This is a genomic window from Allotamlana fucoidanivorans (genome assembly GCF_006265225.1).
Lineage (GTDB): Bacteria > Bacteroidota > Bacteroidia > Flavobacteriales > Flavobacteriaceae > Allotamlana > Allotamlana fucoidanivorans.
This window is the reverse complement of sequence record NZ_VDCS01000005.1, coordinates 1-16,610: the sequence shown is the minus strand read 5'-3', so window position 1 is coordinate 16,610 and position 16,610 is coordinate 1. Positions and strand designations below refer to the sequence as shown.

The window sequence follows — 16,610 nt, the reverse complement described above, 5'->3', positions numbered from 1 at the left end:
AAGTCGTACAAATATCGACTAACCCAATATTTACTAAATTTGTATTACAAGCAATTACATAACATGGATATCAACGAGTGTATTGAATCACCTTTAGAATTGAAAATAAGCTTCAAAAAACTGTTTGAAGCGTATGAGGTGTTGTTAAAAAGTGACGATGTGTTCGTAAAATCTAAGGCGAAACGTATTTTAGATATAGCACAGGTTTACCCTGAGTTAAAGGCAGGTTTTAGAGATGTAACTATTTTAAAAACAAGAAAGAAAGAAATAGAAATCATCTTACAAGATACTTTCTCTCCCTTATTAACAAAAAATGAGATAAAAGCGGCATCAGTGCCGTTTCATAATTTTGTGTTTAATAGTTCAGAGCGTTTTAAAAGTATTATAAGTCAAGCAGGTGATGGCTATGAACTTGAGATGAAAAGCTTACCAAATGATGAGTTATATATTATTGCTTGTACCGTAATTCTTAATGTGTGTTACGGGTATAATATAACGTTTAAAAGACCTTTTTATTACGAAATACCTGATGCCAATGGTGTGCTTCAGTATTATAAAATTTTATATAATGCCGATTTCTGTGAGATCGTAGCTACAAATGAGGCAAAGAAAATAACCAAGGAGGATTATTTTGAGTTACTTGATAATTTTGAAAATATAGAACTTTGGAAGGAAAAGTTTCCGCCAAACAGCTACCAGTTTAATGGGTTTGTTATTTCTAATATGTTTAGTGTAACTGATGATCAAGCTATTTCTCAAATCAAGTCGTATTTAATCGATGAAGATAGCAGCGACGAAGAACATTTTATGAATGAATTTGAAGAAGTGTTTCGTTCGCTTTTTGGTTTTAGAGATTTAAACATTGGTTTTTGCTTATATTCAAAGGAAGAAGGCATTTTTGAAGATCTTAATATCTACAATATAAAAAGTTTTCTGCTCCAAGACAAAGAACTCTTAGGATGTACCGAGGCGCTTTGTGATTGGTCATATAACAGAATTATAAATCAGCAGAAATTCTATTCTATATCAGACATAAAAGAGCAGCATAAAATAAGTAAAGGGCGTGCGCCACATATTAATGCCTTGCACAAACAAGGTTTTGGAAGTGCTATTTTAGTGCCCATATCAAATGAAGAAGGACTTATGGGGCTTCTTGAGTTAGTTTCAACAGAACCGAAACGCTTAAATAGTGTTAATGCCAATAAGTTGAATGATGTTATGCCTTTTATATCGGCTGCTTTTGAGCGCTCAATAAAAGCAAAAGAAAATTTAATTGAAGCTGTAATTCAGCAGGAATGTACCTCTATTCACACTAGTGTTTATTGGAAATTTGTTGATGCTGCTAAACAGTTTCTTAAAGATAAAGCAACATTAGGTAAAAAAGCATCTTTCCAGTCTGTTGTTTTTGAAAATGTATATCCGCTTTACGGACAAATTGATGTAAAGGGGTCTTCTGAGGCAAGGAATTTAGCAACACAAAAAGACCTGCTGCTTCAATTATCGTTATTAGAGAAAATCATGAAGGATATTGTAGATCATGAGGCATTGCCTATTTATGAGCAATTACAATTTCAGCTAAACCAATATAGTAAAGAATTGAAAACCAATTTTAAAGTAGATAGTGAACACACTGTAGTTGCTTTCTTGAAAAAGGAAATAGATCCGTTACTTAAATTTCAGCTTGGAAAAAATGTAAAATTGAAGCCTGAAATAGAAGATTATATGAGTAAGCTAGATGAAGATTTAGGCTTAATTTATTTTTATAGAAAAAACTACGACGAAACCATCATGCGGATAAATAAAAACATGTCTGCCCTTTTAGATGAAAAACAGATAGAGGCTCAAACCATGTATCCGCATTATTTTGAACGTTACAAAACAGATGGTGTTGAGCATAATATGTACATTGGTGAAAGTATAACCAAAAGAGATGGTTTTAATCAAGTGTATCTTTATAATTTAAGGCTTTGGCAGCTTCAGGTGATGTGTGAAATGGAAAATGAATACTATAACACACAGCACAAATATCCAATATCTTTAGATGTAGCGTCCATGATTTTAGTGTTTAATCAGCCACTATCCATTAGGTTTAGAATGGATGAAAAGCAGTTTGACGTTGATGGTACCTATAACGCGCGATATGAAATAGTAAAAAAGCGGGTAGATAAGGCTTTCATAAAAAACACAGAAGAGCGTGTAACACAAAAAGGTAAAATTACTATTGTGTATTCACAAAAGGCAGATGAACAAGAGTATTTAAGGTATGTGGAGTTTTTACAATCAAAACATTATTTAGATGATGATGTTGAAATTGTTGAACTTCAAGATCTTCAAGGTGTAACAGGATTAAAGGCTATTCGGGTAAGTGTACTGTATCATAGAGAAGAAGATGACAATAAATCTTTTTACACTTATGAAGACCTTATGAAAGAATTAAAACATTAAAGGTTGTAAACTTTTATGTTATTCTGTGTTAATGGTTGAAAATTATCAGATATAGGAGATTCTTCGGGTAAAACATCTTTTAATTCAGCACCGTTCTTTTTTAAAGCAATTCCAAAGGCAATAACAGATATTATCATGCCAATCATAAAAATGGTATACGTATAACGCAATATTCTGTACTTACGTTCTAAAACCTTACCTAAAAAGTACAAGTCTTTAGTGAGTGAATTATACACATAGTCTTTGTCTTGAATGAGTTCTTTAACAGCCCATTCAAACTCATTCAATTTCATTTTATGAAAGTTTCCAAAAAAAGTGAGGTTTACATCTTTATTAGCAACATCTTCTTTTGTGAACTCTCCGCTTGTTACATTAGGTCTTGTTGCTATGATGGAAAGCACCATAGATACAACGCAAGAAAAAGTAAAAATAGCTGTTGGGTATATCAGGTAAGTGTTTGAATCTAGTTTTGAAATTAAGTTAGATAAAACCAAGGATATAATAATAGCATTAACAGAAAGTAAAATATTGGCTTTGGTATCTGCAATATCACTTAGTTTTGTGTGATTTCTTAGTGCTACACGGTAAAAGGTTTGAATACCACGTTCGGGGCTTTCATTTTTGTATTGTGCTTTATACTTTGCCTTTATCTCTTCTTTTTTTAGTCTACTTTTCTTTTTCTTTTTTGATTTTAAAAGTTTGGCAAGGTTTTTTTCTTTTGTGGGCTGCCAATTTTTAAGGGCATAGTCTGTAAAATACTCGTGTTTTTTAGTGAGTACGTTTATGTTCTCATTAAGCCATTCTGTAGGGGTATAATTTGCAATGCCTTGAATTTCTAGTTCTTTTCTTAAAAACTCACTGGCTTCAGGAAAATATTTTTTTCCAAAATGAGAGGCATCAGCATCTCGCATGATTTTACCAAGTTCACTGTCTGGAACCCCCTTAAACTTGGTGGCTAAAATGCATTGTGCTACCTTGTCAATTAACGGTTTGTCTGCTTTTTGTTCTTCTAAAAATTTGGAGGCTATTTTAACACTTTCAGCTTCATGTTCTTCTATGGTTTTTGTGTAGCCTGTATCGTGAAGTAATGCGGCTAGCTCAAGAGCCTCAGCATCCTCTTTACTAATATCGGTGTTTTCAATAATCTCTCGAACACTTTTTACCACTCTTTGGGTATGCGTAAGATTGTGATAAATAAAAGAAGCATCGAGTTCGTTTTTAAACAGGTCAAACACGAAACGTTCTGTATTTTCAATCAATTTGGACATAAATAGTAGTTTATTTGGTACACATGGTCTAAAATATAACAAAATTATCAGAATTCATACTTTATGCTAAGTCATAAGGAATTTGGAAAAATAACGACTACTTTTACTATTCAAGATATTTAGGTATATTATATCTGTAATAATTTTAGTTATGTTAACTTGGAAAGATATTGTAAGATTTTCAGTAAATGGTAATGCAGAACCAGACCAACGGGTTGAAAAATCTCCTGCACAATGGAAGGCAATATTAACGCCAGAACAGTTTAGAATTACAAGGCTAAAGGGTACTGAACGCCCGCATACAGGCGCTTTGTGTTCTACCTATGATGCTGGGAAATATAATTGTATATGTTGTGATACACCTTTGTTTGATTCTAGTATAAAGTTTGGGTCAGGTACAGGTTGGCCAAGCTTTACACAACCTATAAAAGAAAACGCTATTAAATATGAAAAAGACAATTCTTATGGGATGATGCGTGTTGAAGTGATGTGTAATAGTTGTGATGCACATTTAGGGCATGTGTTTCCTGATGGACCTGAACCTAGCGGGTTGCGTTATTGTATTAATTCAAGTGCGTTGCGTTTAATAAAGGAAGATAAAGATGAGTAACAAGGTGCAAGCCACTTTTGGAGGCGGTTGTTTTTGGTGTACTGAAGCCGTTTTTCAAGAGGTAAAAGGTGTAAATAGTGTGGTTTCTGGATATTCGGGAGGTCAAGTACCAGGGCATCCCACATATAAAGAGGTTTGTTCTGGTTTAACGGGACACGCTGAGGTTGTTCAGATTACCTTTTGTCCAGACGTGATTTCATATTATGATCTTTTAGTAATTTTTATGACAACACATGACCCTACAACCTTAAACAGACAGGGTGCCGATAAAGGTACGCAGTACAGATCGGTGATTTTTTATCATGATAATGAACAAAAAGCCGTGGCTGAACATGTTCTTGAAGAGCTGAAACCTCATTTTAATGAGCCTATTGTAACAGAAATTAGTCCTCTAGAGGTTTTTTATGAAGCTGAAGATTATCATCAAAATTACTACCTAAATAATCAAACACAGGGGTATTGTAGTTTTGTTATTACACCAAAACTTGCAAAGCTTAGAAGCATGCACGCCGAAAAATTACAATCATGAAACTAAATATAAAAGATAAGTTTAATTTAGAGTTGCCTGCTGATACACATCTTGAAAATTCGAGGCGGCAGGTTTTTAATGCTTGTTTTTCATATGTAACACCAAAAAAAACGACAAGGCCAGAGTTGATTCATGTGGCACCTGAAATGCTTGAAAACTTAGGGATATCCAAAGAAGATAGTACGTCTAATCTGTTTTTAAAGGTGTTTTCTGGAAATGAAATATGGCCAAATACAAGGCCTTATGCGATGTGCTATGGCGGACATCAATTTGGAAATTGGGCAGGACAACTAGGTGACGGACGAGCTATTAATTTATTTGAAGTAGCACATGAAGCAAAAAGCTGGATGTTGCAGTTAAAGGGGGCAGGAGAAACACCGTATTCTCGCTCTGCAGATGGCTTGGCCGTATTGCGTTCTTCCATTCGAGAGTATTTGTGTAGTGAAGCCATGTATCATTTAGGGGTGCCAACAACTAGAGCATTGTCATTGGTTTTGTCTGGTGATCGGGTTTTGAGAGATGTGATGTATGATGGCAATCCAACCTATGAAAAAGGAGCTATTGTTTGTAGAGTAGCACCATCATTTTTACGTTTTGGAAACTATCAAATTTTTGCTGCAAGACAGGATGTTGAAAATTTGAGAACCTTGGTAGATTATACTATAAAGCACCATTTTTCACATTTAGGAATACCTAATAAAGAAACGTATTTGAAGTTTTTTAATGAGGTTACCCAACGCACGTTAGGTATGATTATACATTGGCAGCGTGTTGGGTTTGTTCATGGAGTTATGAATACCGATAATATGTCGGTTTTAGGCTTAACCATAGATTATGGGCCGTATGGTTGGCTAGAAGGCTTTGATTTTGGTTGGACACCCAATACTACAGATAGTCAGTATAAAAGATACCGATATGGTAATCAGCCTAACATAGGGTTGTGGAATTTGTTGCAGTTAGCCAATGCCCTATATCCATTAATTGAAGATGCTCCAGCATTGGAGGCTATTCTAAATCAATATAAGGTTGATTTTGAAGACGCTTCCTTGAAGATGATGCGGGAAAAATTAGGACTGCAAGTAGAAAGAACAAAAGATAAACTATTAGTTCAAGATTTAGAGGATATTTTGTGTCTCACAGAAACAGATATGACGATTTTTTTTAGATGTTTAGGACGTTTCAAAAAGTGTAATCCACATGAAGGGTTACCGCTCATAGAAGAAGCATTTTACACTCCTAAAGAACTTTCTCATGAGGTTAAAACAAGATGGTCAGCGTGGTTTGAGGCCTATGCTAACCGTTTGCTGGAGGAGTCTGTTTCAGATGAAGCAAGGGCTAAGGGTATGAATAAAGTGAATCCTAAGTACGTTTTAAGAAATTACATGGCGCAGTTAGCTATTGATGAAGCCGATAAAGGGAATTACGCGTTAATAGATGAGTTGTTTCAATTATTAAAGTATCCTTATGATGAGCAGTATAAACAGGAAAAATGGTTTGCGAAACGACCTGAGTGGGCCAGACATAAGGTGGGCTGTTCTATGCTTTCGTGTAGTTCATAAACGTTGTATTACAACAAAGTGCCATAGTATGATGCTATTTGTTTTAAATAAAAAAATAGAATATATTTCTAAGTAGAAATTAATAAAACATGCCATTGAAAAAAACTATACTTATTGTCATTTTAGTCTTTCTTTTTCATGCCTGTGCCACTTATACGGCTCAATATGCAGATGAAAATCATGCCGAAACAAAATTGCCTCAAAAAGAAGTTGATAAAGTGTTTTATTTAGTAGGCGATGCAGGAAAATCACTCATGGGAGGCATGTCAAAAGCATTAACGGCGTTTAATGCTTACATAAAAGAAAAAAAGACAAAAGACGACTATACTCTTTTTTTAGGAGATAATATTTACCCAGCTGGACTGCCTAAAAAACATGAAAAAGGAAGAGCTGAGGCTGAAAACGCCCTCAAAGCTCAGGCTAATGCGGTCAGCAAATTTAAAGGAAATGTTGTTTTTATTCCAGGGAATCATGATTGGTATGCTGGTGGTGTTCAGGGTCTTCGGCGCGAAGAAAAATATGTAGATAATCTTTTAGGTAAAAATACGTTTCAGCCCGAACACGGTTGCCCTTTAGAGAGTATTGACGTGAGCGAGAGTATTCAACTTCTCATCATTGATACCCAATGGTATTTAGAGAACTGGAATAATCACCCCACAATAAATGACGCATGTGAAATAAAAACTAGAGAACGCTTTTTTGAAGAAGTAGAAGGAGAACTAAAAAAGGCTCAGCATAAAACGATTGTTTTTGCTATGCATCATCCTATGTATACCAATGGGTCTCACGGTGGAAAATATGCGGCTGAAAAACACCTTTACCCATTTCAGAATAAAATACCGTTACCCGGCATAGGCTCATTAATTACTCAAATAAGAACACAAGGAGGTGTGTCCGTTCAAGACAGATATAATGAACGCTATCATAGGCTTATGAATAGGTTAGAAACATTAACGCTTGATACCGATAATGTTATTTTTGTTTCTGGGCATGAGCACACCCTTCAGTATATTGAAAACAAAGGCATAAAACAGATTGTATCGGGATCAGGTGCCAAAGAATCTTTTGCCGAAATTGGTGAAAATGGATTGTTTTCGTCGGGAGAACAGGGTTTTGCTGAGTTGACTATTTTTAAGGACGGTAGTAGTTGGGTGCGTTTTTTTGGTGCTGAAAATGGAAATCCTAAGGAGTTGTTTACTACTGAAGTCTATCCACCAAAGTTACATTATGATGTGTCACATTTGCCAGAGAGTTTTCCTCAGGAAATAGAAGTGTCTGTATATTCAAAAGAAGAAACTGAAGCGTCTGGTTTTTTTGAATCAGTTTGGGGAGATCATTACAGAGCGGTGTACAGTACAAAAATTAAGGCGAAAGTAGCGACGCTTGATACGCTTTATGGCGGACTGGAAATTGTTAGAAAAGGAGGAGGCCATCAAACACGGTCATTACGTTTAAAAACTCAAGATGGTAGAGAGTTAAATATGCGGGCGCTTAGAAAAAGTGCTACCCAATATCTGCAAGCGGTACTGTTTAAAAACACCTATATTCAGGATGAATTTGAAAGAACCGCCGTTGAAGGTTTGATTTTAGATTTTTATACAGCAGCACATCCCTATGCATTTACAGTAGTTCCAGATTTATCTGATGCAGCCAAAATATACCATACCAATCCGAAATTATATTTTATTCCTAAGCATAAATATTTAGGGGAATACAATGAAGAATATGGTGGTGAATTATATATGATTGAAGAACGCCCCGAGGAAAACTATGCAGACGACAGAAATTTTGGTTTCGCTGATGATATTGAAAGCACTCATGATATTATTGAAAAGACACGTGAAGATGAAAAACATAAAATTGATGAACACACCTTTATTAGGGCGCGTTTGTTTGATATGCTTATAGGCGACTGGGATAGGCATCAAGATCAATGGCGATGGGCTCAATTTGATCAAGACAATGGCGATAAGTATTATAAGGCTGTACCGCGTGATAGAGATCAGGTGTTTTCAAATTTTGATGGTGCCTTGTTAGATGTTATGCGTATTATTTCTGGTTCTACAAAACAACTTCAGGTGTATGATGAGGAACTAAAGCATATTGATTGGATGAACAGTGCTGGAATAAAATTAGATAGAGTTTTAATTCAGCAAGCAGGTGAAGATATTTGGATACAAGAAGCAAAATTTTTGCAGGATAATATAACTGATGAAGTTATTGAAAAAGCATTTTCAAAAGTACCCAAAGCAGTGCAAGACGAAACATTAGAAGAGATAAAAACAAAACTAACGGGAAGAAAAGCCAATCTTCAAACTATTGCCAGCAGATATTATAATTATTTAAATAAGTTGGTAATATTAACAGGTACAGATAAAGATGATTATATAGAAATTAAACGAACAAGAAACAAAGAAACGCATGTCAAAATATCAAGAATTATTGATGGTGAAAAAGGAGAGATTATTGTTGATAGAACCTTTAATCGTGATATTACAAAAGAAATTTGGATTTATGGTTTAGATGATAAAGATGTTTTTGAAGTTTCAGGAAAAGGTGATAACCCCATTTTTATAAGACTTATAGGGGGCCAAGAAAATGATTCATACATCATAAAAAAAGGAAGAAAAATTAAGGTATATGATCATGAGAGTAAACCCAATACCGTGGTTGAAAATAAAGGTGCAAAGATACGGTTTACTGATGTTTATAATTTGAATCTATTTGATTTCAACAAGCATATCGTTAAAACAAATTTGATAACGCCGGCTATAGGATTTAATCCTGATGATGGGTTTTTGCTAGGGGTCTCCTATGTGTCTACTACCAAAGGATTTCAGCGCAATCCATTTTCACAACAACATCGATTTAAGGGCGGATATTTTTTTGCAACAGAAGGCTTTGCTTTAAAGTATGATGGTGAATTTGCAAATATTATGAATGATTGGAATTTGCATATTGGGGGGCAATATACCACTGAAAATTTCGCAAACAACTTTTTTGGTTACGGGAATGAAACGAGTAATGACGCTGATGATTTAGATTATAACAGAGTAAAAACGAGTATTTATGGCCTGAAAGCAGGAATACTAAAAAAAGGAAATTTTGGTAGTGATTATGGTGTTCGGGCTATTTTTGAAGGCATAAGAATAGATGATACAGAAGATAGGTTTATTACTGAAGAGTTTGTTCCACCAACAAATGAAGCATTTTATGATAGGCGTTATTTTGGAGGTTTAGAGGCTGACTTTCATTATGCAAGTTTTGATGACGTATTAAATCCCTCAAAAGGGATGACATTTAAGTTAGAGCTTGGAGGAAAAACAGAGTTTAAGGAAACTAAAAACACCTATGGTTATCTTAATGCAGATATGGGGTTTTATAATGCATTATCTGAAAACAGGAAGTTTGTTTTGAAAACCGATATAAGAACCCAATTAAGATTTGGATCAGATCTAGTGTTTTATCAAGCGGCCAACATTGGAGGAAATAATGGGCTAAGAGGATTTAGAACAGAACGGTTTACAGGAAAAAATTCCTTGGTAGGAAGCGCCGATTTACGTTATAGTTTTCCTCAATTTAAAACCAGTGTATTACCTTTACAAATAGGATTGTTTACAGGAACCGATGTTGGTAGAGTTTGGTTACGGGGTGATTCTTCCAAAAAATGGCATAATGATTACGGTGGTGGTTTTTGGGTGACAGCCGCAGATAGTTTGTCCGGAACATTTAATTTTTTTAATAGCTCAGAAGGCTTTCGGTTTTCTTTTGGCTTTGGGCTAAAATTTTAAAATATGCTAGATACATTGTTTTCTAAATTGTACAAAAATAGATTTGAACTTTTTTTTACAGGACAGTTACTTATCCTTTTTGGAGCTTTGTTGGTTCCAAGAGAGGTTTATGGAACGTTTCTTATGCCTACTCTGTTTCTGTTTAGTATAGTTTCAGGGATTATTTTGATAGGGAAAAAGAAGTTTTATGCGCGTATATTTATTGCTATATTTTTTCTGTCATTAATTTTATTTGCTGTTGAACTGGCTAATGATAGTGAGAAAAATATCGTGTCTTTAATTAGATTTGCGGCTTATTTTGTTTTCTATATTATTGCTACTGTTGAGGTTATTTCTCAGGTTTGGAATGCCAAGTTTGTAAATAAAAATGTAGTGGTAGGGCTAATGAGTGGTTATGTGTCTTTGGGGTTGCTTGCCTTTTTTATTTTTGCAAGCATTGAGTTATCATACCCCGGAGCATTTCAAGGTTCTATAATTGATGATACCAGTTTGACAAGTAAAGGAGATACCTTACTTTATTTTGGATTCATTACCTTGTTAACTATTGGTTATGGCGATGTAGTTCCCATGATTCCAGTGGCGCAAAAGGCAACCATATTAGTGGGGCTTTGTGGGCAATTTTATATGGTTATAATTACTGCTGTTGTGGTTCAAAAATTTATGTCACATCGGGAAATGAAGCCGCCTATATAATTAGTGACTGACTAATATTTTGTTTTTAGCTTTATCATCTTACCTGCTCTTAAAACGGTGATTTCAAACGAAGTATTATAATCAATGGTATTAAAAAGGTCTGCCAATTTTAGTAAGGCTTCATCAGTAATGTCAAATGGAATATCGTTAAACGCTAAAATAATATCGCCTCCTACAATAAGTTTTTGGTTGCCTATAACAACTTCTGTGTCGCCTTCTATCACTCCCATTTTTCCAAAAATTGAAGATAAAACAACACGTTGTACCAATAAACCACTTTTTTGAGGGAGGTTAAAAAGTTTGGCTTCTTTTCCTGTTAAGGCGTGAAAATCGGCACCAAACCAAGGCATTTTATTGTTTAATAGCAATTTTTGAGCTAGGTTACTACTACAAGCAAAACCTATACCGTTTGAACCTCCTGATACTGTAGTAATATGGCTAACAATACCTATAACCTCGCCTTTCATATTGAACATAGGTCCTCCCGAATTCCCTTGATTTATGGCCGCATCTGTTTGAATAAACTCGGTGTCGGTAAAGGGGTTTGTTCCTGTTTTTTGTCGTTTAAAGCCACTGATATAGCCTGAAGACAATGAAAATCCAACCCCCAAGGGTACTCCAATAGTAAAGACCTGCTGACCAATTTTCATCTTATCGGAGTCTCCAAATTTTACAAGGGTAGGATTAGCTTTAGGTTCTGTTAATCCAATTAATGCAATATCTGCACTTTTAAAAGAGGTGATAACTTTGCCAGCTATGGTGGTACCATCAGAAAATTGAACAAAAATGTTTTGAGGAGCTCTTACCACATGGGCAGCCGTTACAACCAGTTGGTCTGTAACCATAAAACCCGAGCCTAATCCTTTGTTTGAAACACGTTGAAAATCATTGTTTTCAGTAGTTACAATGGTGTTTTCTTCGGTAATAATAGCCACAACAGAAGCACTTACTTTTTCATAAACTCCTGAGATGTCTTGAGCTGTTGTAATGTTAACGCAGAAAATAATTACAATGAGGTTATGTATAAATTTGTTCATGTTTTTAGGTTGTTTAAATCACAAAGTTAAGATTTATATTAGGAAAACCACTGAATTAAGAGTTCTTATAAAGCTGAAATAAATAGAATATTAACCACCTAAAATTCGCTTTGTGTTACCTCAATACTATTTTAAGTCGTTTTAATGGTTGTTTGGTTCAATTCACTTATAATCTAACAGATTTCAAAGTTATAGCATACTAAATTTGGGTATCCAAAATCAGGTTTGGTGTTATATAAATTTAAACATAAAAGTATGAAAGCGATAAAAACATTAATAGAAAAACAATTTTCAGTAGATTGGGAACATATTGAAGAATTAGAATTAGATGAGTCAAAAAGAGTATATTCTCAAAATGACTACAACGAATTTTCTATGTTATTTATATAGATTTAAGTAGCATAGTACAAACTGCCAAAATGATTTTTCGTTTTGGCAGTTTTTTTATGCTTGTGTTTTAAGTGTTTATAGTTTTATATGTTGCTAAATGATGTGAAATTTTGTATTTCAAATAACTGTCAGTGAGTAAAATAGATGCTTCACTGAGCCTTTAGGACGGTTCACCTAGAAACAGGGCTAGTAGGTTGAAATGAGGCTATACATTTGTGTCAGAAGTAATAACTAATAAAAATAAATAGTATGAAAAAAATGTTCAAAACAGGAGTTAGTTTATTGGTAGTTTTAGTATTGACAAGTACTACACTAAGCGCAAATAACAAATTTGATAAACCAGAATCTAAAGTGTTACCAGTTAGTGATATTAAGGTATATGAATTAGATGAAGAGGTGAATTTAGGGTTTGATACTACGGCATATTTACCTTCGGAGTTTAATTATTTTGAGGGGTTAAATCAGCATGAAATCAATCAAGCTGCAAATGCTATTCTTTTTGATTGGGAAGATATGTCCACGCATGCTTTAGAAGTTGATGATATTGAGGTGTATGAGGTTGAAGAGGTTTCAGAATTAGAGTTTGATACTTTAGAATATTTACCGGCAGACTTTAATTATTTTGAGGGTCTGAGCAAGGATGAAGAATTAGAAATAGAGGGCAGTTTGATTTATGAAATGGTTTTTGGAGAAGACCCTATAGCAACTGTTGAAGAAGTAGAACAGATAGGTTTTTATAGAGCTAAACATTCTATGTAAGGTATCCCAGCCCCTTGTGATGATTAATAGCAAGCTTTGAATTGAGACTATCTTCTAGGGGCGAGATAGTCTCTTTTCGTTTTAATGAATAATCGTTTTAAAATTGTAACTTTGGTTTTTTCGTGTTTAAATAAGTATACTATTATTTTGAAGTTTAAAAAAGCCAAACAATACTTGCTTATTGGTATTGCCGTACTAATATCTTTTCTTATCAATTTGCCTAGGTTTTTGGGATCGTACGAGGTTATTGAGAGGTTGTCAAATCCCTTTTCGGAGGTTACCGTTAAAGATATTATTTTAAGAACACTTTTTTTAATTCTATATACTTGGTTTATACTTCAAGTTAATGCAAACTGGAAATTACTCTATTCAAAAATTAATGTATATCTCAAAAACATAATTTGGGTTTTTTCAAACGTTTTTATCTACCTTATTGGGGTTTATTTGTTAATTTATTTTAGAGCTACCTTTACAGGCGAGTATTTAAGTGAACTAAATATAACCTTGATTTATATTGTTTATGCCGTTATCACCTTACTGGGTATATTTATAGCTAGAATTATACGGTATCAAATGGAGCATCAAGGTTACTTGGCCGAAAAAGAAATACTAAAACAGCAAAGTTTACGAAATGAATTAGATGCACTTAAAAATCAAATTAATCCTCATTTTTTATTCAATTCTTTAAATTCTTTAAATTCTTTAATAAGAGAAAATAAACAGGCTACAACCTTTGTGAATAAATTATCTTTTCTGTATCGCTATATTTTACAGAGTGAGAGTGGCCAGTTAGCAACTTTAAAAGAAGAATTGAAGTTTTTAGAAAGCTATATCTACCTCATAAAAACACGATATAGAAACAGATTTGATATTGATATAACACTCAATGAGTCGGTGATGGAGAAAAAGATAGCTACCTTGGCTTTGCAATTACTTGTTGAAAACGCTATAAAGCACAATGAGATTTCAGAAACAAATCCATTATTAGTGAAGGTGTATGCAAAAGATGATTATATTGTTGTTGAGAATACAGTAAGACCCAGAACAACGTTTGTTGATAGCACAGGTAATGGCCTGCCTAATTTAGATAAACGCTACCAGATTCTGTTCAAAGAAAATATTGTTGTAAGCCACGAAAACCAAACATTTAAAGTGAAACTACCTCTAAAATAAATTATATGAAAGTTGTTATTGTTGAAGATGAGATTGCTGCTAGTGAAAATCTTACGTATCTCATAAATAGTATTGACTCAAATATTGAGATTGTCAAGGTTTTAGATTCTGTAAAAGCGTCTGTTGCATTTTTTGCAACCAAACCTCAGGTAGATTTGGTATTTATGGATATTCATTTGGCCGATGGTATTTCTTTTGAAATTTTTGATCAAATAACATTAAACCTTCCAGTGGTATTTACAACGGCTTATGACCAATATGCTATGAAAGCTTTTAAGGTAAATAGTATTGATTATTTACTCAAACCTATAAGTGAAGAAGATCTTAGCGAGGCTATAAATCAGTTCAAAGCTCAACAAAAACAAGAAGCTACACTTGATGAAAGCCAGATAAGGGGTATCATGCAATTAATTCAATCAAAAAATAAAACATACAAGTCTACTTATTTAGTGCATCATCGTGATGAATTAGTTCCCTTAAAAACAGAAGATATAGCTTATTTTTATATTGAAACAGGTATTGTAAAAGCCGTTACCAACACCAATAAACCTTATATTATCGACAAAAAGCTTGAGGATATTGAAAACGAACTGGATCCCGAGTATTTTCATAGAATCAATAGGCAATTTGTAGTTAATAAAAATGCTGTAGTAAATATTAAATTTTATTTTAATGGTAAACTTATTTTAAATGTAAATCCATCATTTAAGGAACGCATAGTGGTAAGTAAAGCTAAGGCATCAGAGGTTAAAAACTGGATGAATATGTAAGTTGTAAAACTTCAGGAGAAATTAAGAACGGTTCACTAATCTATTTAGGCGGTTGGATTTCTATTTTGTTTTATTTTAAGTGATGCACAGTAATTTTGGTGTATAATAACAAACAAAACAAAAAACAATGCAAACTTTAAAAACACTTAACGTATTAATCTTATTGTTAGCTACTTCATTTATTAGTGCTCAAAATTTAACCCCAAAACAACAGGAAAGACAAGAAAACAAAGTGTATTTTCTGACTCCTGAGGAACGAGATGAGATTCAATTATGGTTTTATCAGGCCAAACAAAAAATGAATATTGATGCCGATACTTTAGCCGAATATGAGGCCATAGTGAATATGTACACGTCAAAGATGGGGCGTTTAAATGATAAAGATGTTAATTATTCAAATGACGAAATGCAAGAAGCATTTGAAAATTACATAGAAAGGTTAAACGCGAGTGCTAAAGAGTTACTTAATGATGAGCAGTATAGCTTGCACGAAAATAATGCTAAGGTATATAAAAGTTATATACTCCTTCGATTAAATAAAGATGCCTAAAAAAACTACTTTAAATCATGGGAATACCTTTAAACTGGCTATATTTAATCAAGTTTAAAGGTATAGAGCTTACCCCCATTGCTTTTATTTTTTTCATCGGTAATGTAAACCGTTGATTGGTTTTTAAACGTGATGCCCTCCTTTTGCGAATCATGCTTAAAAGGCATTTCAGAGATATCACCTTGAAAAACATCATCCGACTCGAAATGGGTGATTTTCCAAAGTTTATCGTGATTTAAAAGTACTATAGTTTTGCTATCGGCACTAATATCAGCCGATGTAATTCTATTATGCTTACCTTTTAAGTTAAATTCGGTAACCAGTTCTGCGGTATGTTTTCCTATGGTATTAGGAATTTTAACAAGAATGCTTGTTTTGTATTCCTTACTAAACACATAGAAATGGTTCTTGTAAAGAAAAAAAGCCTCAAAATCTTTTGATTTTATTTCTTTTGGAAGGACAAAGTCTATGCGCTCTGCGGTAGTGTTTTTCTTTTTTAAATCTGATATTTTATAAATAGTAAATATATCTCGGTTTTTACTGTTATTACCAAAGTCGCCAATGTATAAATTGCCTGCAGCATCTGAGGTTAAATCTTCCCAATCTTCATTAGTAGCATTACTAATATTAATGTTTTTTATTATTTCTCCTTGCGTGTTAATACCGTAAACATTGTTTTTATTACCATTGTCTTCAATAGTCCAAAGTAAATCAGAATTTGGTACTTTTTCAATAGCAGAAGCCTCTTTTAAGCTAGAAGGTAAATGTGCTACGAGGTCTAGCTTTCCTGTATGGCAAGCTTGTAATATAAAGGATAAAACCAGTAGTTTTTGAATTTGGTATAGCATATTTTTCTTTTGATTTCAAAATAATAAGTTTATTTGCTATTCAAAAATTTAATATCTTAAACTATTTCTAAGTTCAATTAATAAGTGCAACACGAATATTTAAAATAGATGGGGCTAGCCCCATCTATTTTAGGCTCAATATTTATATTCGTTTTGGATGAAACATTATAAACAATTGACCTTACCAC

General features: G+C 33.6%; 14 protein-coding genes. 11 read left to right on the top strand and 3 right to left on the bottom strand.

The genetic code is table 11. From position 1 onward, the window contains the following. Positions 1-63: 63 nt before the first annotated feature. Positions 64-2,445 carry a GAF domain-containing protein gene (locus FGF67_RS05695; protein ID WP_139695609.1) on the top strand — a complete coding sequence of 794 codons (2,382 nt, stop codon included), beginning with the start codon at positions 64-66 and terminating at the stop codon, positions 2,443-2,445. Here FGF67_RS05695 and FGF67_RS05690 read toward each other — a convergent pair. Further along, a complete protein-coding gene (locus tag FGF67_RS05690; protein ID WP_139695607.1) occupies positions 2,442-3,713 on the bottom strand; it encodes a Pycsar system effector family protein in 1,272 nt (423 codons plus the stop codon). The two genes, FGF67_RS05695 and FGF67_RS05690, sit on opposite strands and share 4 nt — an antisense overlap. A gap of 151 nt (positions 3,714-3,864) precedes the next feature. On the opposite strand from FGF67_RS05690, the gene msrB reads away from it, so the two are divergent. The 5 genes from msrB (at position 3,865) to FGF67_RS05665 (ending at position 10,895) form a co-directional block, all read left to right on the top strand. Further along, positions 3,865-4,323 carry a peptide-methionine (R)-S-oxide reductase MsrB gene (gene msrB, locus FGF67_RS05685; protein WP_139695605.1) on the top strand — a complete coding sequence of 153 codons (459 nt, stop codon included), beginning with the start codon at positions 3,865-3,867 and terminating at the stop codon, positions 4,321-4,323. Next, entirely contained in the window at positions 4,316-4,852 is a 537-nt protein-coding gene (gene msrA, locus FGF67_RS05680) for a peptide-methionine (S)-S-oxide reductase MsrA (RefSeq protein WP_139695603.1), read from the top strand. The genes msrB and msrA overlap by 8 nt, the downstream gene beginning before the upstream one ends. Beyond that, positions 4,849-6,411: a protein adenylyltransferase SelO gene (locus tag FGF67_RS05675; RefSeq protein WP_139695601.1), complete on the top strand. Its 1,563-nt coding sequence runs from the start codon at positions 4,849-4,851 to the stop codon at positions 6,409-6,411. The genes msrA and FGF67_RS05675 overlap by 4 nt, the downstream gene beginning before the upstream one ends. Before the next feature lie 89 nt (positions 6,412-6,500). Next, positions 6,501-10,202: a metallophosphoesterase gene (locus tag FGF67_RS05670; RefSeq protein WP_139695599.1), complete on the top strand. Its 3,702-nt coding sequence runs from the start codon at positions 6,501-6,503 to the stop codon at positions 10,200-10,202. A 3-nt stretch (positions 10,203-10,205) separates the two neighbouring features. Continuing rightward, the gene (locus FGF67_RS05665; RefSeq protein ID WP_139695597.1) at positions 10,206-10,895 is read left to right on the top strand and encodes an ion channel; all 690 of its coding nucleotides are present in this window, start codon (positions 10,206-10,208) and stop codon (positions 10,893-10,895) included. An 11-nt stretch (positions 10,896-10,906) separates the two neighbouring features. Here the strand turns inward: FGF67_RS05665 and FGF67_RS05660 are convergent, their stop codons facing one another. After that, positions 10,907-11,932, bottom strand: a complete 1,026-nt coding sequence (locus tag FGF67_RS05660) for a S1C family serine protease (protein WP_139695595.1) — start codon at positions 11,930-11,932, stop codon at positions 10,907-10,909. A 255-nt stretch (positions 11,933-12,187) separates the two neighbouring features. Here FGF67_RS05660 and FGF67_RS17600 point away from each other — a divergent pair, with 255 nt between their 5' ends. The 5 genes from FGF67_RS17600 to FGF67_RS05640 all read left to right on the top strand — a co-directional run bounded on the left by FGF67_RS17600 (position 12,188) and on the right by FGF67_RS05640 (position 15,574). Continuing rightward, positions 12,188-12,322 carry a hypothetical protein gene (locus tag FGF67_RS17600; RefSeq protein ID WP_262709369.1) on the top strand — a complete coding sequence of 45 codons (135 nt, stop codon included), beginning with the start codon at positions 12,188-12,190 and terminating at the stop codon, positions 12,320-12,322. Between the two features lie 249 nt (positions 12,323-12,571). Further along, the gene (locus FGF67_RS05655; protein WP_139695593.1) at positions 12,572-13,081 is read left to right on the top strand and encodes a hypothetical protein; all 510 of its coding nucleotides are present in this window, start codon (positions 12,572-12,574) and stop codon (positions 13,079-13,081) included. A gap of 147 nt (positions 13,082-13,228) precedes the next feature. After that, positions 13,229-14,254, top strand: a complete 1,026-nt coding sequence (locus FGF67_RS05650; protein WP_158293182.1) for a sensor histidine kinase — start codon at positions 13,229-13,231, stop codon at positions 14,252-14,254. A gap of 5 nt (positions 14,255-14,259) precedes the next feature. After that, positions 14,260-15,024: a LytR/AlgR family response regulator transcription factor gene (locus FGF67_RS05645; RefSeq protein WP_139695589.1), complete on the top strand. Its 765-nt coding sequence runs from the start codon at positions 14,260-14,262 to the stop codon at positions 15,022-15,024. A 127-nt stretch (positions 15,025-15,151) separates the two neighbouring features. Further along, positions 15,152-15,574, top strand: a complete 423-nt coding sequence (locus FGF67_RS05640; protein WP_139695587.1) for a hypothetical protein — start codon at positions 15,152-15,154, stop codon at positions 15,572-15,574. A 44-nt stretch (positions 15,575-15,618) separates the two neighbouring features. On the opposite strand, the gene FGF67_RS05635 is transcribed toward FGF67_RS05640, so the two are convergent. Next, positions 15,619-16,422 (bottom strand): SdiA-regulated/phytase-like domain-containing protein, encoded by an 804-nt coding sequence (locus FGF67_RS05635; RefSeq protein WP_139695585.1) that lies wholly within the window; start codon positions 16,420-16,422, stop codon positions 15,619-15,621. Positions 16,423-16,610 lie beyond the last annotated feature (188 nt).

Excerpts from the sequence above, each read along its gene's own strand:
- FGF67_RS05665 (WP_139695597.1), top strand. The coding sequence starts at position 10,206 with ATGCTAGATACATTGTTTTCTAAATTGTACAAAAATAGATTTGAACTT.
- FGF67_RS05645 (WP_139695589.1), top strand. The coding sequence starts at position 14,260 with ATGAAAGTTGTTATTGTTGAAGATGAGATTGCTGCTAGTGAAAATCTT.
- FGF67_RS17600 (WP_262709369.1), top strand. The coding sequence starts at position 12,188 with ATGAAAGCGATAAAAACATTAATAGAAAAACAATTTTCAGTAGATTGG.
- msrB (WP_139695605.1), top strand. The coding sequence starts at position 3,865 with ATGTTAACTTGGAAAGATATTGTAAGATTTTCAGTAAATGGTAATGCA.
- FGF67_RS05695 (WP_139695609.1), top strand. The coding sequence starts at position 64 with ATGGATATCAACGAGTGTATTGAATCACCTTTAGAATTGAAAATAAGC.
- FGF67_RS05640 (WP_139695587.1), top strand. The coding sequence starts at position 15,152 with ATGCAAACTTTAAAAACACTTAACGTATTAATCTTATTGTTAGCTACT.
- msrA (WP_139695603.1), top strand. The coding sequence starts at position 4,316 with ATGAGTAACAAGGTGCAAGCCACTTTTGGAGGCGGTTGTTTTTGGTGT.
- FGF67_RS05670 (WP_139695599.1), top strand. The coding sequence starts at position 6,501 with ATGCCATTGAAAAAAACTATACTTATTGTCATTTTAGTCTTTCTTTTT.
- FGF67_RS05635 (WP_139695585.1), bottom strand. The coding sequence starts at position 16,422 with ATGCTATACCAAATTCAAAAACTACTGGTTTTATCCTTTATATTACAA.
- FGF67_RS05690 (WP_139695607.1), bottom strand. The coding sequence starts at position 3,713 with ATGTCCAAATTGATTGAAAATACAGAACGTTTCGTGTTTGACCTGTTT.
- FGF67_RS05675 (WP_139695601.1), top strand. The coding sequence starts at position 4,849 with ATGAAACTAAATATAAAAGATAAGTTTAATTTAGAGTTGCCTGCTGAT.
- FGF67_RS05655 (WP_139695593.1), top strand. The coding sequence starts at position 12,572 with ATGAAAAAAATGTTCAAAACAGGAGTTAGTTTATTGGTAGTTTTAGTA.
- FGF67_RS05660 (WP_139695595.1), bottom strand. The coding sequence starts at position 11,932 with ATGAACAAATTTATACATAACCTCATTGTAATTATTTTCTGCGTTAAC.